16 protein-coding genes are annotated in these 19,254 nt (G+C 42.7%); 9 read left to right on the forward strand and 7 right to left on the reverse strand.

Going from position 1 to position 19,254, the window contains the following annotated elements:
• Positions 1 to 12: 12 nt before the first annotated feature.
• A complete protein-coding gene (locus tag WKT12_RS14990; protein WP_340320190.1) occupies positions 13 to 1,266 on the reverse strand; it encodes an L-rhamnose isomerase in 1,254 nt (417 codons plus the stop codon).
• A 28-nt stretch (positions 1,267 to 1,294) separates the two neighbouring features.
• On the reverse strand, positions 1,295 to 2,755 hold the full coding sequence (locus WKT12_RS14995) for a rhamnulokinase (RefSeq protein WP_340320191.1): 1,461 nt from the start codon (positions 2,753 to 2,755) through the stop codon (positions 1,295 to 1,297).
• A 350-nt stretch (positions 2,756 to 3,105) separates the two neighbouring features.
• On the opposite strand from WKT12_RS14995, the gene WKT12_RS15000 reads away from it, so the two are divergent.
• The 3 genes from WKT12_RS15000 to WKT12_RS15010 all read left to right on the forward strand — a co-directional run bounded on the left by WKT12_RS15000 (position 3,106) and on the right by WKT12_RS15010 (position 8,184).
• On the forward strand, positions 3,106 to 4,488 hold the full coding sequence (locus WKT12_RS15000) for an MGH1-like glycoside hydrolase domain-containing protein (protein ID WP_340320192.1): 1,383 nt from the start codon (positions 3,106 to 3,108) through the stop codon (positions 4,486 to 4,488).
• A 29-nt stretch (positions 4,489 to 4,517) separates the two neighbouring features.
• A complete protein-coding gene (locus WKT12_RS15005; protein ID WP_340320193.1) occupies positions 4,518 to 6,707 on the forward strand; it encodes an alpha-L-rhamnosidase-related protein in 2,190 nt (729 codons plus the stop codon).
• Between the two features lie 70 nt (positions 6,708 to 6,777).
• On the forward strand, positions 6,778 to 8,184 hold the full coding sequence (locus WKT12_RS15010) for a glycoside hydrolase family 140 protein (protein ID WP_340320194.1): 1,407 nt from the start codon (positions 6,778 to 6,780) through the stop codon (positions 8,182 to 8,184).
• Positions 8,185 to 8,400: 216 nt separating this feature from the next.
• Here WKT12_RS15010 and WKT12_RS15015 read toward each other — a convergent pair whose 3' ends face one another.
• Positions 8,401 to 8,769, reverse strand: coding sequence for a thioesterase family protein (locus WKT12_RS15015; RefSeq protein WP_340320195.1), 369 nt, complete (start codon positions 8,767 to 8,769; stop codon positions 8,401 to 8,403).
• Between the two features lie 13 nt (positions 8,770 to 8,782).
• Positions 8,783 to 9,976, reverse strand: coding sequence for a mechanosensitive ion channel family protein (locus tag WKT12_RS15020; RefSeq protein ID WP_340320201.1), 1,194 nt, complete (start codon positions 9,974 to 9,976; stop codon positions 8,783 to 8,785).
• 84 nt (positions 9,977 to 10,060) lie between these two features.
• Here WKT12_RS15020 and WKT12_RS15025 point away from each other — a divergent pair, with 84 nt between their 5' ends.
• The 4 genes from WKT12_RS15025 to WKT12_RS15040 all read left to right on the forward strand — a co-directional run bounded on the left by WKT12_RS15025 (position 10,061) and on the right by WKT12_RS15040 (position 14,329).
• Positions 10,061 to 10,585, forward strand: coding sequence for a TlpA family protein disulfide reductase (locus WKT12_RS15025; protein WP_021970168.1), 525 nt, complete (start codon positions 10,061 to 10,063; stop codon positions 10,583 to 10,585).
• 125 nt (positions 10,586 to 10,710) lie between these two features.
• Positions 10,711 to 11,598: an electron transfer flavoprotein subunit beta/FixA family protein gene (locus tag WKT12_RS15030; RefSeq protein ID WP_340320196.1), complete on the forward strand. Its 888-nt coding sequence runs from the start codon at positions 10,711 to 10,713 to the stop codon at positions 11,596 to 11,598.
• 5 nt (positions 11,599 to 11,603) lie between these two features.
• A complete protein-coding gene (locus tag WKT12_RS15035) occupies positions 11,604 to 12,623 on the forward strand; it encodes an electron transfer flavoprotein subunit alpha/FixB family protein (protein WP_340320197.1) in 1,020 nt (339 codons plus the stop codon).
• Positions 12,623 to 14,329 carry an acyl-CoA dehydrogenase family protein gene (locus tag WKT12_RS15040; RefSeq protein WP_021970194.1) on the forward strand — a complete coding sequence of 569 codons (1,707 nt, stop codon included), beginning with the start codon at positions 12,623 to 12,625 and terminating at the stop codon, positions 14,327 to 14,329. The genes WKT12_RS15035 and WKT12_RS15040 overlap by 1 nt, the downstream gene beginning before the upstream one ends.
• A gap of 94 nt (positions 14,330 to 14,423) precedes the next feature.
• Here WKT12_RS15040 and WKT12_RS15045 read toward each other — a convergent pair whose 3' ends face one another.
• Positions 14,424 to 14,786, reverse strand: coding sequence for a hypothetical protein (locus tag WKT12_RS15045; protein ID WP_340320198.1), 363 nt, complete (start codon positions 14,784 to 14,786; stop codon positions 14,424 to 14,426).
• A 2-nt stretch (positions 14,787 to 14,788) separates the two neighbouring features.
• Positions 14,789 to 15,334, reverse strand: a complete 546-nt coding sequence (locus WKT12_RS15050) for an RNA polymerase sigma factor (protein WP_021970192.1) — start codon at positions 15,332 to 15,334, stop codon at positions 14,789 to 14,791.
• A 145-nt stretch (positions 15,335 to 15,479) separates the two neighbouring features.
• On the opposite strand from WKT12_RS15050, the gene WKT12_RS15055 reads away from it, so the two are divergent.
• Both WKT12_RS15055 and WKT12_RS15060 read left to right on the forward strand, forming a co-directional pair.
• Positions 15,480 to 15,905 (forward strand): DUF6249 domain-containing protein, encoded by a 426-nt coding sequence (locus tag WKT12_RS15055; protein WP_340320199.1) that lies wholly within the window; start codon positions 15,480 to 15,482, stop codon positions 15,903 to 15,905.
• 257 nt (positions 15,906 to 16,162) lie between these two features.
• Positions 16,163 to 16,564 carry an FKBP-type peptidyl-prolyl cis-trans isomerase gene (locus WKT12_RS15060; RefSeq protein ID WP_340320200.1) on the forward strand — a complete coding sequence of 134 codons (402 nt, stop codon included), beginning with the start codon at positions 16,163 to 16,165 and terminating at the stop codon, positions 16,562 to 16,564.
• 164 nt (positions 16,565 to 16,728) lie between these two features.
• Here the strand turns inward: WKT12_RS15060 and WKT12_RS15065 are convergent, their stop codons facing one another.
• Positions 16,729 to 18,108, reverse strand: coding sequence for a glycoside hydrolase family 28 protein (locus WKT12_RS15065; protein ID WP_340320202.1), 1,380 nt, complete (start codon positions 18,106 to 18,108; stop codon positions 16,729 to 16,731).
• Between the last annotated feature and the right edge of the window lie 1,146 nt (positions 18,109 to 19,254).

The raw sequence follows: 19,254 nt of genomic DNA on the forward strand, positions 1-19,254 counted from the left end.
CTGTATCAAGATTTAGCAACGTTTTGATGTAACTTCTGCTTCGTATTTTTCTATATCGGGAATATATTCTTCACCTACAGGGACGTTATTCTTCAAGCAGAACATATCCCATACTGCATTCCATGGCAATACTTTGGCTTCTTCCAGTAAAGCAAGGCGTTCGAACAACTGATTGTTGGCTTCGTATTCACGGAGTTTTGCCGTTGGCTCAAGTAATGCACGTAACATTGACTTCTGAGTGGCACGTGCTCCGATGACGTAAGCACCGATACGGTTGATGCTTGCATCGAAAAAGTCTAAGCCGATATGTACGCGGTCGAGCGCATTGCAACGAACAATTTCCTGACATAAGTCTAATGTTTCATCGTTCATGATTGTAACGTGGTCGCTGTCCCAGCGTACCGGACGGCTGACGTGCAGCATGATTTCCGGAACATACAGTAACAGTGACGACAATTTGTCGGCAACGCTTTCTGTCGGATGGAAGTGTCCCATATCGAGTGTAATCATCTTCTGGCGGCTGACTCCGTAGCCGATGTAGAAATCATTTGAACCTACTGTATAACTTTCCAGACCAATGCCGAATACTTTCGACTCGATGCAGTCTTTCATGTTTTTATATTCGGTGGCAAAAATGCGGTCGAGCGAATCTTTCAGCAGTTCACGATACAGCATACGGTTGACAGTAATGTCTTTACTTCCATCGTGTACCCATACATTCATGATACAAGGATCGTTCTGGCGTTTTCCCATTTCTTCGGCAATGGCACGACATCGGATGGTATGCTCAACCCAGAAATCGCGGATTGCCTTGTCCGGATTGGCTAAAGAAAGATTTCCGCTTTTGGGATGCGAGAAAGATGTTGAGTTGAAATCAAGTTTCATCTTGTTTTCTGCTGCCCACTGTATCCAGCTTTCAAAGTATGAAACATCCACTTGGTCACGGTCGACGAACTTTCCCTGAAAATCTCCATAGATTTCGTGGAGGTTCAGACGGTGTGTGCCTGGCAGATAGGATGCCGCCTTTAGTACATCCTGGCGCACTTCGTCGATGTTACGTGCTTTTCCCGGATAGTTTCCCGTAGCTTGAATTCCTCCACTGAGTGAGCCATTTGATTCAAATCCGGCAACATCATCTGCCTGCCAGCAGTGTAAGGATAACGAAATTTTCTGTAGTGTATCCAGAGCTTTGTTTACATCTACTCCTATAGCTGCGTAGCGTTCTTTGGCTATCTCATACGCTTGGGTAATTAATTCCTCTTTCATGATAGGTGTGTTTAGGTTAATTGATAGATTATTGAGTAATTGTTTTAAACTGAAGATAAGCGACATCCCATGTATCCTTATGCTCTGGGAGGAATGTCTTTAGGTGTGTTGCGCGACTTAAGAACTGACGCATGGAGGCAATGTTGGTGGCTTTGCCTGCTGCTACGGCTTGAACCATGATGTTGCCTATTGCAGTCGCTTCCGAAGGACCGGCTACGACTGGCATGCCGATTGCATTTGCTGTCCATTGGTTCAGCAGGTCGTTACGGCTTCCTCCTCCGATGACATGAAGTACTTCTATCGGGTAGGGTGACAGGCGTTGCAGGTTTTCGAGGACTTGCCGGTAACGCAATGCCAGACTTTCGAATATGCAACGGATTAACTGCCCGCGTGTTTCAATGGCAGGCTGGTTATGATCGGTACAGTATTTTTTGATAGCCTCTTCCATGTTCGACGGATTGGCAAAGGCGTCGTCGTCTGGATAAATTAAATTTCGGAAAGGTTCACTGGCATTGGCTTCGGCTATCAGGGTTGAGTATGAAGTTTCTCCCCAGTTGATGCGGCAACGCTCCAGCAGCCACATGCCACAAATATTTTTCAGCAGGCGGATGGTTCCGTCAACTCCTCCTTCGTTGGTAAAGTTTAGTGCTTCTGTTTCGGCTGTAATGACAGGTGCCTGAGTTTCAATTCCCATCAGTGACCATGTACCGCTGCTTAAATAAGCAAAATTATTGTTTGTCGCAGGTACTGCTGCAACGGCAGAAGCAGTGTCGTGTCCTGCTACAGCTATGACAGGGATAGCTCCCAGTCCCGTCTGATGTTGTAGTTCTTCTGTTAGAGTCCCTATTTTTTCTCCCGGATAAACAAAGCGTCCGAAATGTTTTTCACTCAATCCGATGCTTTTAAGTAACAGAGGTTCAAGTCGACGTGTCTGTGCATTGACCAGTTGGGCGGTCGAAGCGATGGTGTATTCTGTAATCATTTCTCCTGTTAGCATGTAACTGAGGGCATCTGGCATGAACAAGATTTTGTCGGCCTGTTCTAAGGCACTGTCATTGTTTCTACGTAATGTATCAAGTTGGAACAGAGAATTGAAGTTCATAACCTGAATGCCTGTACATTTATATACCTTATTTCTGGATATACGCTGAAAGTATTTTTCAGGTGCTCCTGTTGTATGTGGATCGCGGTATGAATATGGTTGTCGCAGTAATCCTCCATCTTTTCCGATGCAGACAAAATCGACTCCCCATGTATCTATGCCGACAGACGTTATTTCTACATCTTTTTTTCGGCCAACTATCTTCAGACCTTCTACAATGTTCCGGTAGAGTTCGTATATATCCCAGTAATAATGTCCTCCTGTTTCTATCAGGTAATTGGGAAATCGGTTGATCTCTTCTGTTACCAATCCTTGTGGAGTGAAATATCCTAATATCGTGCGTCCGCTGGTTGCGCCCAGGTCGACTGCAAAAAAGCATTTTGTCATAGCTTTAATTTGGTTTTATGTTTTTCAAGTTTAGATATTGCAAATGTAGTTCTTTAGCCAATGACGAAATTGCTGTTTTTGATTTAACGACTGACTTATTTGATTTATTTGATTGAAAAATTACTTGATAGGGGATGTTTGCTGCCTGTGAGGATAAAATCATTCCTAAACAATCTCTTACTGTTAATAAATGTTGTTTATTCTTTGCTTGCTTTTGTTTTGAATTTTGGTTTGCTATTTTTGCCTTGATAACTTGATAAATCTATCCGATGTTGATAAGGTGAAAATCTTTTCAAGGTTATCAGCCTTTTCTTTTGTTATTGTTATTGACTATAAATCATTCAGTCGCTATGAAAAAGACAATTTTGATATTTGTATTAAATATTGTAATAGGGTGCCTGTGTCGGGCTCAGTTGCCGGAACGCAACGTCGTGAATATTGAGAAATATAAGGAGATTTGCAAAACACATATATATAAGGAGATGAAAGGCATGTATCGTCAGGCTGGAGGCTCTTTACGATTTCCTTTTTTGGCTCCGGGAAGTAGTCAGTATCTGGATATGTTATGGGATTGGGATTCGTGGCTTAGCGATGTTGCTCTGCGTCAAATTTTATCGGATAAGGGAACCGAGGCTGATAAAAGGGAAGCTTTGGCTTATGAGCAAGGATGTGTACTGAATTCATTGAGTTATGGAGGAATGGATGGCTGGATTCCTATCTGGATAGAGCGTAATGCTCCGAGCCGTGAAGATATGTTGAAAAAGCGAAATCCGTGGAAGACTAATATGCATAAGCCTACGCTTGCCCAGCATGCTGCCTTTATCGTAAAAAATATGGGTGGAGATGCTGAATGGTTACGGGAAGATTTTTATACACTACAGGCTTTTGTTTCCAAATATCTTAATTTCCACCGGCATAAAGCAACTGGACTTATTTATTGGGAAACCGACGAGGCTATCGGAGTAGACAATGATCCGAGTACTTTTTATCGCCCTCATGAAAGTTCGGGATCTATATTTCTGAATTGTTTAATGTACAAGGAGCTTCTGGCAATGGCTTACCTGTCCGATTGTTTGAACCTGAAAGATATTTCAACTTTCTTTCAAAAGGAGGCAGATACCTTAAAAAATAATATTCAGAAACATTGCTGGGATGCGCGTGACCGCTTTTATTATAGTGTAGACTTCAATCTCCTTTCAGTAGAAAAGCCCGACATCGAAGGATTGCATCCGGGAGATTTATACTTGCATGTAGGACAACCCAGAACTTACGACTGCCTGATTCAACGATTTAGCGTATGGAGTGGTTTTATGACAATGTGGGCTAAAGTTGCGACGCCGGAACAAGCCCGGCAAATGGTGCAGATACATTTTTGTGATACCACTTCGTTTAACGCTCCTGCTGGCATTCGTACGCTTTCTCCGCTGGAAAAAATGTACGATGTACGTGCCAGCGGTAATCCGTCTTCATGGGCCGGACCTGTTTGGATTAACGTGAATTATCTTGTTTTCCGTGGCTTATTGGAATATGGCTATGAGAAAGAAGCACGTGAAGTTGCAGAGAAAACCGTATTGTTGTTGGGACGTGATTTCGAACGCTTCGGGGCATTGCATGAATACTATCTGCCCGATAATGGAGAGCCGGTACTGAATAAGGGATTTCAAAACTGGAATTTTCTGGTCTTGAATATGATTGCCTGGATGGAAGGGCGTCCGGTGGTAACTGAATTCTGATAGAATACTTGAACAATAAAACACGCAAAATGAAAACAAAATTTGTAACCTTGCTTGCTTCGGTGGGGATGTGTGCTTCATTGGAGGCACAGACCTGGATATGGTATCCGGGAGATTATGAAATATGGTTGGGCAACCAGATGAACAACCGTCGTACGGAAAGAGGAGCTTTTTTCCCTCCTTTCTGGAAAACAGACAGTCACTATGTGGTTGTTGAATTCAGTAAAGAGGTTGACTTACCTGTCGCCGAAACGATACGGTTGAGTGTGGAAGGCAGATACAACGTCAAACTGGACGGCAAATTACAGTTTGGCATGCCCGAAAGACTGACAATTCCGTCAGGAAAGCACAAAATCAATATCAAGGTATGGAACCAGATTACTCCTCCGTCTATTTATATTGACGGACAAACGATTAAGAGTGATGCAAGCTGGAAGGTGACGTACGAAGATAAGGAATGGATAGATGAAAGCGGGAAGGCCAGTGATACCTCGGCTACCGTGTACATGGATGCGGGTAGCTGGAATTTTGATTCTGAAGAAAAACGACCTTCTATGTTTCGTTTACCTTGCAAGCCGTTGCAGGCCGTTTCGTCAACTTCTGTGGAAAAAGGTGTTCTTTATGATTTTGGAAGGGAAACTTTCGGGTATCTTGACTTTGGGGAAATGAAAGGAAAAGGAAAGGTGCGGATTTATTATGGTGAAAGCAAAGAAGAAGCCTTGGATACTGCACGGTGTGAAACCATGGATATATTATCGGTTGAGAACGGAAAAGTAACCGACCGTGCACTTTGTACGACCCGAAGTCTGGCAGACGGGCATTATACGATGGAGAGCAATAAAGCCTTTCGTTATGTTTATGTGGTATGCGATAGTCAGGCTTCCATTGGAAAGGTTACAATGCAATATGAATATATGCCCGAGAACTATCGGGGAAGTTTCCAGTGTGATAATGATTTGTTGAATAAAATCTGGGAGATAGGCGCTTACACAATGCATCTTACCACCCGTGAGTTCTTCATCGACGGTATCAAGCGTGACCGTTGGGTATGGAGTGGAGATGCTATTCAGAGCTATTTGATGAACTATTACCTGTTCTTCGATTCGGAAACAGTGAAGCGTACCATTTGGCAGTTAAGGGGAAAGGATCCGGTAACCTCCCATATCAATACCATTATGGATTATACTTTTTATTGGTTCCTGAGTGTGTATGATTATTATATGTATACAGGAGACAAGAGTTTTGTCGGACAACTTTATCCTCGGATGAAGTCGCTGATGGAATATGTATTGGGACGTACCGACAATGACGGTATGGTACAGGGAATGACAGGCGACTGGGTGTTTGTTGATTGGGCGGATGGTTATCTCGACAAGAAAGGACAGTTGGCGTTTGAACAGGTACTTTTCTGCAAAAGTCTGGAAACAATGGCACTTTGTGCTCGCCTTGCCGGCGAAGACCGGGATGTCAAGCTATATGAGGAGTTGGCTTCTTCCTTACGGAAAAAACTGGGGCCGGCGTTCTGGAGTGAGGATGCAAAAGCGTTGGTGCACAATCGCATCGGAGGAAAGCAAAGCAGTACCGTGACACGTTATGCCAATATGTTTGCCGTATTCTATAATTATCTTTCAGAAGAAAAACAACAGCTCATCAAACAAAGCGTGTTGCTGAACGATAGTATCCTGAAAATTACAACTCCGTATATGCGCTTTTATGAGCTGGAAGCTCTGTGTGCACTGGGCGAGCAGGAGCAGGTTATGGAAGAAATGCTGGCTTACTGGGGAGGTATGCTGAAAGAAGGAGCTACATCATTCTGGGAAAAATATAATCCAAACGAGAAAGGTACAGAACATCTTGCCATGTATGGACGCCCGTACGGGAAGAGTCTTTGTCATGCATGGGGAGCCAGTCCTGTATATTTGCTGGGAAAATATTATTTAGGAGTGAAGCCGGTAAAACCCGGATATGAGGAATATGCTGTAACTCCCGTATTGGGCGGCTTGAAATGGATGAAGGGAAGTGTTCCGGTTCCAGGAGGAGAAATTACTGTTTATATGGATCGGAAGACAATTCGCCTGAAAGCCGACCGGGGCAAAGGTTATCTGTATGTTTCTGCCCGGAAGCAACCTCGGGCGTCGGTGGGTGAATTTCAGAAGATATCCGAAGGAAAATATCGCTTGTGGATAGATAGCAATGAGGAAATAACAGTACGTTATTAAAAAACATCATATACATTTGTACAGAATACTTATATTTATCTCAATATTATAATTTTTTAATCGCAACAAGATGAAATACTGGACAAAACTGGCAGGAATCGTTTTATCGTGTCTTGCCGTAGCATCGACGATGAATGCGCAACTGCCGTGGAAAAACGGCAAGTTGGAAGTATCTGCCGAAGGGCGTTATCTGAAGCATCAGAACGGACAACCATTTTTCTGGCTGGGAGATACCGGCTGGCTGATGCCGCAAAGACTGGACCGCGAAGAGGTGGCTTTTTATCTGGATAACTGTAGTCGTGCCGGATTCAATGTGGTACAGATACAGACATTGAACGGGGTTCCTTCCATGAACGTGTACGGGCAGTACTCCATGACGGACGGATTCGATTTTACTCATATTGACAAAGAAGGTGTATATGGCTATTGGGATCATATGGATTACATTGTCCGTACAGCCGAAAGCAAAGGTATATATATTGGCATGGTATGTATCTGGGGAGGATTGGTGAAAGGTGGTAAGATGGATGTGAAGGAAGCAAAAGCTTACGGAACGTTCCTTGCCGAAAGATATAAGGATAATCCGAACATCGTATGGATAATCGGAGGGGATATACGTGGAGATGTAAAAACAGAAGTGTGGGAAACACTGGCACGTACCATTCGCTCCATCGACAAAAATCACTTGATGACGTTCCACCCGTTTGGTCGGACTATGTCTGCTACTTGGTTCAATGATGCCGACTGGCTCGACTTTAATATGTTTCAGAGTGGGCATCGCCGCTACGGACAGACAAAAGGTGACGGAGATAACCTGGCCGACAGTAATGTGGCAGAAGACAACTGGCGTTATGTAGAAGCAAGTCTTTCCAAGAAGCCGATAAAGCCGGTCTTGGATGCCGAACCCAGCTATGAAGGTATTCCACACGGGCTGCATAATCCGAAAGAATGTCGCTGGACGGCAGATGATGTACGTCGTTATGCATATTGGTCGGTCTTTGCCGGTTCCTTCGGACATACTTATGGCAATAATTCCATCATGCAGTTTTACCGTGAAGGATATGCACCGGCATATGGAGCTCAGGAAACATGGCAAGAAGCCTTGAAGGATGAAGGCTTTAATCAGATGAAATATCTGAAGGAGCTGATACTTCGTTTCCCGTTCTTTGAACGTGTTCCCGACCAGAGTGTGATAGCCGGCACAAACGGAGAGCGTTATGACCGGGCGATTGCTACACGGGGTAGTGACTATTTGCTGGTTTATAACTACAGTGCACGTCCCATGCAGATTGATTTGACTAAAATAAGTGGGGACAGGAAAAAGGCATGGTGGTTCAATCCGCAGGATGGAACGATGAAATATATCGGTGAATTTGACAATAAGGTAACAGCGTTTCAATACGATGCTCCTTACATGCGGGGAGAAGATCGTGTACTGGTCGTGACGGATGCCTCGAAAAATTACGTGAAAGAGTAATCGGATTCTGTTGAAAAGATGCCCTTTACCTTTATTCATTTTCTCTTATCCTGACGGATGAAATGAGGGGATGAAAAGGTGAAGGGCATCTTTATTTATATCTCTCGGCGGATATGGAAAAAAACGTCTTGATCTTTCGAAATAATTTGTACAAAGAAAAATTTTTTTTGTACAAAAATTATCTCGAATGTGACGAGGTAATTTTAAAGTCCCTGCTTATAGCTTTGATAAGAAGCGCTCGCGGTCTACAATATAACGAATATGTATGCCTTCGCCGATTATGCCTTTTGAGTCGGAAGCAGAAACTTTAAAAGTGAGTTTCCTGCCTTCTACCTCTTCCAGTACGGCTGTAGCCGATATTTCTTCGCCAAGTCCCGAGGGTTTGATGTGTGATGTCTGAATCATGGCTCCTACCGTTGTGGAACCTTCCGGCAGGTATGGCTTGACGGCATTCATAGCGGCATTTTCCAGGAGTGCCACCAAAGCGGGAGTAGCGAACACTTCCATGTCGCCCGATCCTACGGTTAAAGCTGTATTTTCTTTGCAGACAGTTGTCTTGGATGTATAAGTTAATCCTTTTTCCATAATGTCTTTTTTCTTATTTAATGGTTGTACTTAAGTCGTTTCCCGACGGACGCTGGAATATTCTCAGACCGAATTCGGGAATTATGGCAAGAATATGATCGAAAATCTCACCTTGTATCTGTTCATATTCGGGCCAGATGGTGGTATTCGTAAAGCAATATATTTCCAGAGGTAATCCTTCGGAAGTAGGTTGCATCTGACGGACCATAATCATTAGTTCTTTGTGGGTACGAGGATGTCCCTTCAGGTAGCTCTGAAGATAATTACGGAAAACATGAAGATTTACTACTTGTGCTTCAGGCTTGGCCTGTGTTTCGTCTATCCATCCGCGTGAGGCAAATAATTGTTTTTCTTTTTCGGAACAGAAATGTACGGTTGTCATGTCGATAAATACCGAACGCTTGATACGTCGTCCTCCGGTTTCACGCATTCCCCGCCAGTTCTGAAACGAATCGCTGACCAGTGCGTAGGGAGGGATGGTGGTAATCGTCTTGTCGAAGTTGCGTACCTTGACGGTAGTCAGTGAAACTTCCAGCACATCACCGTCTGCTCCGTACTTGGGCATGGTGATCCAGTCGCCCGGACGAAGCATGTCGTTGGCCGAAAGCTGTACGCCTGCTACCAGTCCCAGTATACTGTCTTTAAAAATCAACATCAGGACGGCAGCCGAAGCTCCCAGTCCGGCAAGGATGGTTGCCGCATTCTGGTCGATGAGGATGCTGATAATTAATATGATTCCTATTCCGATGGCAATCAGGTTAATCATCTGGTAGATTCCTTTTAGCGGACGGTTGCGCAGGGTTTCGTGCTCGTTGGAAATCTCATATAGTGAATTCAGGAACGAATTGACAAGGAGAAGGGTTGTGATGACTAAGTAAATAAGACAGATCTTCAGTAGTATGTGCAGTACTTGAGGCACATTGCTGAATACAAAGGGCAGCAGCAGATAAAGCATGATGGGAGGAATCATGCGGCAGAAACTGGTCATCATTCTTTCATTGAACAAGTAGTCGTCCCACGTAGCCTTTGTGCGAGATGTGATTTTGTGCACTGCCGGTATAACTAGGTGCCTGAATAGTTTGGTCATGATATATGAAATCAGCAGGATGAATACTACGAGTGTAAGTCGGGTACTCCAGCTGAGGTTTTCTTTGTCAATGCCCATGTCCGATAATTGGCGGGCTACTTCCAGATATAAATCTTCCATGATTTCGGTATTTGTATGTTGTTTCAGGCAAATATACAAAGGTTTTTTCATATATTTATCGGCAAATAATTATAGATTAGGAGAATGTTACATCTTTACCGTTTGTTATTTTTTATACTCTGTGGCTTGTTGTGCCTGCCGTCGTGTATCCGTGATGATTCGCCTTCCGGGGAGGAAGGGATTCGTCGTGGTGACAGACTGCCCGATTTTTCCGTATTGTTAAGTGACGATACTCGTATATCGACATCCGATTTGGAGGGCGTTGTTTCTGTATTGGTCTTTTTTCATACTTCCTGTCCCGACTGTCAGCAGGAACTTCCGGTGGTGCAACGTCTTTACGATTGCTATCGGGATAATCCACAGGTGAAGATATATTGCATCAGCAGGGAAGAGTCTGCTGGTGAAGTTGCTGCATATTGGTTGGCAAACGGTCTGACAATGCCTTATTCTCCTCAGCCGGGTAGGGAGGTATATGACCTGTTTTCCGAGCAAGGTATTCCTCGCGTGTATGTTTCGGACAAGCAGCTTATGGTATATTCCGTTTATTCCGACAGTCCGATTGCTTCGTTCGAACAGTTGCAGGCTGATGTGGAATATTGCCTGAAATAAGGCTGGCTGGTTTTGCACGAACGGAAGCCGGATGTGCATTTTTTTCTTATATCTTTTTGCAAAACAAATGCTTTCATTAATTTTGCCGTCAATTAAACTACTAATACTAATTAATATATTATCTAATGAGCTTGAAAATTGTTGTATTGGCAAAGCAAGTACCTGACACTCGCTGTGTAGGGAAAGATGCCATGAATGCCGACGGTACTATTAATCGTGCGGCTCTTCCGGCTATCTTCAATCCGGAAGACCTGAATGCTTTGGAACAAGCGCTCAGACTGAAAGACACACATCCGGGTTCTACCGTAACCATCTTGACGATGGGACCGGGGCGTGCCGCTGAAATTATTCGTGAAGGATTATACAGAGGAGCAGATAACGGCTATTTACTGACCGACCGTGCCTTTGCCGGTGCCGATACGTTGGCCACTTCGTATGCTCTGGCTACAGCTATCCGTAAGATTGGTGAATATGATGTCATCGTAGGTGGTCGTCAGGCTATCGATGGTGATACTGCACAGGTAGGACCTCAGGTAGCAGAAAAGCTGGGATTACCTCAGGTAACATACGTTGAAGAAATCCAAGAAGTAAAGGACGGACGTATTCGTGTAAAGCGTCATATCGACGGTGGCGTAGAAACTGTAGAAGCTCCGCTCCCGATTGTTCTGACAGTAAACGGCAGTGCAGCTCCTTGCCGCCCGCGTAATGCAAAACTGGTTCAGAAATATAAACGTGCTTTGGGCGGACAGGAAAAAGCTGCCATTACAAAAGATGGAGCAGAGTTGCCTTATGCTTCTTTGTACGAAAGCCGTCCTTATCTGAATATCACAGAGTGGAGCGTAGCTGACGTAAACGGTGATACAAAACAATGTGGTTTGTCGGGTTCACCTACTAAAGTGAAGAAGATTGAAAACATCATCTTCCAGGCGAAGGAAAGCAAAACTATTACAGGTAGCGATGCTGATGTAGAAAATTTGATTGTAGAACTGTTGGCTAACCACACTATTGGATAAAGACTATGAATAACGTATTTGTATATTGTGAGATGGAAGGCAAACATGTTGCCGATGTCAGTCTCGAACTTTTAACCAAAGGTCGTAAGTTAGCCAGTCAGCTGGGATGTCAGTTGGAAGCCATCTGTGCCGGCAGCGACCTTGCCGATGTAGAAAAACAAGTTTTGCCATACGGAGTAGATCGTGTTCATGTATTCGATGCTCCGGGCTTGTTCCCTTATACTTCACTTCCTCATACTTCTATTCTCGTCAACTTGTTCAAGGAAGAAAAACCGCAGATCTGTCTGATGGGTGCTACCGTTATCGGTCGTGATCTGGGACCACGTGTTTCTTCAGCTCTGACAAGTGGTCTGACTGCCGACTGTACTCAGTTGGAAATCGGTAATCATGAAGATAAGAAGAATGGGGTTACTTATGAAAATCTGTTGTATCAGATTCGTCCTGCTTTCGGCGGTAATATTGTGGCTACCATTGTCAATCCGGAACATCGTCCGCAGATGGCTACAGTTCGTGAGGGTGTGATGAAGAAAGAAATCGTAGATGCCAATTATCAGGGTGAAGTGATTCGTCACGACGTTGCGAAGTATGTACCCGAAACGGATTATGTAGTAAAGGTTATCGATCGCCATGTAGAAAAAGCAAAACATAATCTGAAGGGTGCTCCTATCGTAGTTGCCGGTGGTTATGGTATGGGAAGCAAGGAAGGATTCGATATGTTGTTCGAACTTGCTAAGGAACTTCATGCAGAAGTAGGTGCCAGCCGTGCAGCTGTAGATGCTGGTTTCTGCGAACACGACCGTCAGATTGGTCAGACAGGTGTAACTGTACATCCGAAATTGTATATCGCTTGTGGTATCTCTGGTCAGATTCAGCATATAGCCGGTATGCAGGATGCAGGTATCATTATATCTGTAAACAATGATCCTAATGCGCCGATTAACACCATCGCTGATTATGTAATCAACGGAACAGTGGAAGAAGTGATTCCGAAAATGATTAAGTATTATAAAAAGAACAGTAAATAATGGCAAACTTTTATACAGAACATCCGGAACTCAAGTTTCACTTGAACAATCCGATGATGGAGCGTATCTGTCAGTTGAAGGAACGCGATTACAGAGATAAAGACGAGTACGATTATGCGCCGCTGGATTATGCAGATGCTATCGACTCTTACGATAAAGTGTTGGAAATTACCGGTGAAATTACCGGTGAGGTGATTGCTGCAAATGCAGAAGGAGTAGACGAAGAAGGTCCGCATTGTGCGAACGGTCGTGTGGAATATGCTTCGGGTACAAAGGCTAACCTGGATGCAATGGTGAAGGCGGGTCTGAACGGTATGACAATGCCTCGCCGTTTTGGCGGTTTGAACTTCCCGATCACTCCGTATACTATGTGTGCGGAAATCGTGGCTCAGGCTGATGCGGGCTTTGGTAATATCTGGTCACTTCAGGATTGTATCGAAACACTTTATGAATTTGGAAACGAAGATCAGCACAGCCGTTTCATTCCACGTATCTGCGCAGGTGAAACTATGTCAATGGACTTGACAGAACCTGATGCCGGTTCTGACCTTCAGAGCGTGATGTTGAAAGCTACATACGATGAGGCTAATAACTGCTGGCGCCTGAATGGTGTAAAGCGTTTTATCACAAACGGTGACGCTAACCTGCATCTGGTATTGGCTCGTTCGGAAGAAGGTACACACGATGGTCGTGGATTGTCTATGTTTATTTACGATAAGAACGACGGTGGAGTAGACGTACGTCGTATAGAAAATAAGCTGGGTATTCATGGTTCTCCGACTTGTGAATTGGTATACAAGAATGCAAAGGCTGAACTTTGTGGTGAACGCAAGCTTGGTTTGATTAAATATGTCATGGCTTTGATGAACGGTGCTCGTCTGGGTATTGCGGCTCAGTCGGTTGGTTTGAGCCAGGCTGCATACGATGAGGCTTTGGCTTATGCAAAAGACCGTAAGCAGTTCGGCAAAGCGATTATCGAGTTCCCGGCTGTATACGATATGCTGGCTACTATCAAAGCAAAACTGGATGCGGGTCGTGCCTTGTTGTATCAGACTTCTCGTTACGTAGATATCTATAAAGCCTTGGACGATATTGCGCGTGAACGTAAGCTGACTCCGGAAGAACGTCAGGAACAAAAACGTTATGCAAAACTGGCTGACAGCTTTACTCCGCTGGCAAAAGGTATGAACTCTGAATATGCCAACCAGAATGCATACGACTGTATTCAGGTACACGGCGGTTCTGGTTTTATGATGGAATATGCTTGTCAGCGTATCTATCGTGATGCTCGTATCACAAGTATCTACGAAGGTACTACTCAGTTGCAGACTGTTGCGGCTATCCGTTATGTAACCAACGGTGCTTATGCTGCTACTTTGCATGAATACGAAACAATTCCTTGCGCTCCGGAATATGAAGACTACATGAATCGTATCAAGGAAATGACTCGTAAGCTGGAGGCTTGTACAAATGCTGTGAAGGAAGCTCAGAATCAGGAACTGCTCGACTTCGTAGCACGTCGTCTGTATGAAATGGCAGCTGTCTGTGTAATGAGTCATTTGTTGCTTCAGGATGCAACGAAAGCTCCTGAGCTGTTTGGTAAATCGCTGAATGTATATGTAAATTATGCCGAATCGGAAGTTGAAAAACATTTCAACTTTATCCGTAAGTTCAATGCAGAAGAACTGGCTAATTATCGGAAATAATTGAGCAGTTTGCTTTAATATAAAAAAAGCTCGGCATTTTGCCGGGCTTTTTTATGCCTTTTCCTGATGGTATATTGCACCTGATGGACTGATTCTATAATAGATGTTTGAATTTTCTCCGTAGCCAGTGATCGAATATTCTCAATAAAGGCAATGCAATCAGCATCGGAAGATAAAAAATGAGTGATGAAGGTTCAGGCAGATTGTTGACTGATTTTTGTAAACCTTCGGCTATTTCTTTCCCATATATCCATACAATCATGCCGATGCATCCTCCTATCATCAGAGTGACAGTGAGTATCATTAATATGAATAAACGTTTTTCCTGTCGTTTCTCACGCAGATACATTTCTTCCCCAATTCGTTTCATCATGCGATAGGTGAAATTGCTTGGAAGCTGGGGAGGCTTATTCTGTCGGGCAGCTTTCCGTAGTCCTTGGTCTTTATACTCTGTCATCTTTACTCCTCCTTTTGCATTAATAAATATAATTTCTTGCGTAAACGGTGTAGCTTAACTTTAATATTTCCTTCGTTCTGATTCAGAATCTGGGCAAGTTCCTGTATAGGGCGTTCTTCTTCATAGAACAATGTGACCAATGCGCGTTCTTCGGCAGTTAGTTTGGTCAGCGCCTGTTGCAGTTTTTCTATTTGTTCTTCCGAATCATCGTTTAATGTGTTGTCTATTTGTGTGTCTGATATCTGATTCCATAAATTGTCATCCAGCATTGTTTGTTCCACATTTTTCTTTCGCAGAAAAGATAGTGCCGTATTATAGGCGATACGATAAATCCAGGTAGAAAAGCTACTTTTCCCGCCGAATGATGATAAATGTTCGAAAGCTTTCATAAATGCATCCTGCGTCAGCTCCTCGGCATCTTCTTCGGAATTGACCATACGGACGATCAGTGCGAAGACTGCTTGCCCATAAGTATCGAGGAAGTAAGCATACTCTTCAGTTTTTCCTGCCAGGATACGCGTGATGATATATGATTCGTCTTTTTTCATTTGTCTTTTTAGACGCTTTCCCGAGGTTGAGGTTACAAAGATTGAGAAAAAAATTTTTTTCTTCATTATGGTTGTAACCTTTTCGTGCATTGGTTCGTCTAAACGGACAAAGAAACAAAAATATTCACTTTAAAAGGAAAACGATATGGAAGAATTGATGATTGTTGCTAATGTTGCAATAGTTTTTGGCGTTATTTACAAGTTGTTCGAATTGTTTGTCGGCAGAAAAGAACGTATGATGTTGATAGAAAAGCTTCCGGTGGAGGCATTGACCGATGAAAAACAAAAAAATACAGGCTTGTCTTTATTCAATCTGGGAGGAAATATGTTTCCTATGTCCTCGTCATCTCTTCGCTTGGGTTGTCTGTTAATAGGACTTGGATTGGGATTATTGACAGGATATTGTATTATTTTAAATTCTCAGCCGGAATATTTTGCCAGCGATATGGCCAGTCGTCCTGTCCGTGAAACTGTTTCTATTATTTATGGAGCCAGCGTATTATTGGGAGGAGGTATCGGACTGATTGTTGCATTTGTTATTGAAATTATGCGTGCTTCACGGCATAAATGATATGAGCCCGTTGTAAAATTAGTAGAATAGTAAGTTGCCCGTCATTAATAACATCCGTATTAATGTCGGGCTTCTTATTTTTTGCTGTTGATTGCGATAGTTGGCAAAGAATTGATAAGAACAATATTCGGCTTTATTGTACTGATTTTCGGTAGGCTGTGTCGATTTTTTATCTTTGATATCGAGGCATAAAAAAGGTCTATGTTCTGGAATTTTATAAACTCTTATTATCTTTGTCGGTATAATTGACCGAATTTATGGCAAAGAAAGAGGAATATAAACAGCGGAATATTGATTTTTTGAAAGAGATTTCGCAGAAAGAAGGAGTACAAAAACATCCTTCCGGTATGATGTATCAGGTTGTTCAACAAGGAAGTGGTACACAATCGCCCAATTTGAGAAGTATTGTTTCTGTACATTATCGGGGAACGCTGATTAACGGACGTGAGTTTGATAATTCATGGAAAAGGGGATGTCCGGAGGCATTGCGCCTGTCGGATGTGATAGAAGGTTGGCAGATAGCTCTGCAGCAAATGCATGTTGGCGATCGTTGGGTGATTTATATCCCCTCTGAACTGGGTTATGGTAATCGACCTTCGGGTCCTATTCCTGCTTGCTCCACATTGATTTTTGAAGTGAAATTGCTTAATGTATTTTGAAAGCCTGTTCTTTTCTTAGGATAGAAGTCTGTGCAGACTGATTTTTTTTGAAAAGTTATATCATAGAACTATAATGTGAAAGCCATGACTGTCACTGTTTTCGAGTGAGTGTCATGGCTTTTTCCCCTTTCGTCGGGATTTCTCTCAACGTTTATGGTAAAATATTATTTTACGATTTTGCCGTTGATTTGGAGATTTTTCATTGTAATGTCCGTAACGTTCTCTATTCGGTTTCCACCTTTCTTTACATTGTTGAATTGTGAATCTTCGACAGATATATTATATACACAATCTTTGTTTGGTAAGCCCACGGCATAAATTCCATATTGGCTGTTTTCGCAAGTAATATTCTTTAGGTGTACGTTTCGTACAATAGGAGGGAAGGCGCGGTTACAGTTCTCTTTGCTTTCGTAAAGCAGGTTTATTTTCAGAACAGCCTCATGACACTGACCTACTTGTATGTTCCTTACAAAGACATTTTCTACGATACCTCCACGACAGTCGTTGGTCTTGATTCGGATAACTCTATCCAGTTGCGGACTATCCATTACGCAGTTTTCAACATATAAGTTGCGATATCCTCCAGATATTTCACTGCCGATGACAACACCTCCATGCCCGTTTTTCATTTCACAATTGCGGACAATGATGTTTTCGCTTGGACGATTCCATTTTCTTCCGTCTTCATTTCGTCCGGATTTGATGGCGATGCAGTCGTCGCCCGTATCGAAACGGCAATTTTCTATTAGGACATTTTTACAGGATTCAGGGTCGCAGCCGTCACCATTCGGACCGCGGTTATAGATTTTTACTCCACTAACAATCAGACTTTCACATAATAAGGGATGGATGACCCAGAATGGTGAGTTTAGCAAAGTGACGTCTTCTATCAAAATTGTATTGCAGAGATAGAAGTTGATAAGTTGTGGTCGCAAGGCATCTTCGGGCATCATTACTCGTTCGTAGATGGGACGTTTTAGCTCTGCATAGCCCATCAGCCGCTCGCGACTTCCCAGTTTCTGACTGTGCATGCCTTCTTTCCATCCGTAACGTGGGGCACCGCACATAGGCCACCAAGATTCATTGGAACCTTGCCCGTCTATAGTTCCTTTTCCTGTTATGGCAATATTGGTTTCGCCATAAGCATAAATTAATGGATGGGCATTATAGCAGTCTAATCCTTCCCAGCGTGTGATAACTCCCGGGAAATAAAGTTTCTGGTCTGTGGAAAACTTAAGTACAGCTCCTTCTTCGAGGTGTAAGTTTACGTTACTTTTCATTGTAATGGGGCCGGTGTAGAATGTTCCTTTCGGTATGACAACCGTTCCTCCTCCTGCTTGGTTGCAGGTTGTAATGGCTAAATTAATTTCTTCGTGGCATGGCTCTTCCGGATTGTTGGTCTTTGCTCCAAAATCTTTGATGTTGTACACTTTGTCAGGAAAGCTGGTGCGCTTTATTTGTTGTTCTATGTTGAGCGCTTCTTTAAATACTTTGTCAAAATTGACCGGCTCAGATGCAAAAGTGATGATACAGCATAAAGACATGATGCAAGTTGTCCCTAATTTTTTCCACCAGGATGTGGATTGTAGTTTTGTTTGTTTTTTCGTTTTCATAGTGAATCAATGTGTTTTTTAGTGTTTGTTGATTTCCAAAGATAATGAAATCTTTACAGCTATATAGTTTTTGGCACATTAATAATGGTTTTGTAGGGCATTTTTTATCTTTTATGTCTGTTAAGGCTTCTCAGATTTCTATTTCCTATCATTGGTGATTTATGAAAATCTCAGGTGAGTTAATATTGAATGCTATTTATTGGGTGGTAGATAATCGACGTTGATTATAGTTGCGGTGATATTATTGAACGGGTAAAGTTATAGCGCTTTATAAATATGTATGGCCATGACGGGGCAGAAAGTGTTCGGTACGGTTAATTATATTCTATGGCTTAATATTATGTAATTTATATAGTTCCTATTGGGCTTTTGAAAGGAAGAAGAATGTAAATAATCGTATTTTATTTTGATTGTGTTATCAGATCGTAATAGAGTATTTTTCATAGAATGTTTTCCGATATTTTTTCAGTCTGTCTTTCTATAGAATTCAGTTTTATCTGGTAGATATGTATTGTCCTTTTCTGTGATTCTCACAGCTCTTCAAGGAAAGAGCCTCCTTACCTGAAGATTACTTTCCGTTGTTTTAACCTTGTTTTGTACAAAATCCGTAAGACTTTTGGGCATGCTTTTCTCGGATCTTGCTGTCGTTTTCTTCGGACGTTGTTATTGTTGTTTTCCGGACGCTGTTATTGTTTTCCTTGGATGTAGCTGTTGTTTTCTCCGGACATTGCTGTCGTTTTCCTCTGTTTCTGCCGTTTTTGTTTCATGTTTTTGTACAAAACTTTTAGAAATTTGTACAAAACAGAATATTTTTTGTACAAAAAACGGAGAGAATTTCAGCATGCCTTTTCGGACTTTCCCGTATTTTCTTATTCAGATCCCGGATTCTTTTGCTTTTTTCTCTTGACTTTTTCGGAGGAAAAATCCGTTTTTTTTAATCCGACTGTCCGTTAATGACAGAATTTATTCCTATCAGCCGTATGTTTTTCATGCCTTTTTCGGACGGCTTGATAGATTTTTTGATCCTTTTCAGCTTCTTTTCCTGCATTTTTCTGTCGTCTGCCGGTAAAAAAAGCT

It is taken from the genome of Phocaeicola sp. HCN-6420, assembly GCF_037890145.1.
Classification (GTDB): domain Bacteria; phylum Bacteroidota; class Bacteroidia; order Bacteroidales; family Bacteroidaceae; genus Phocaeicola.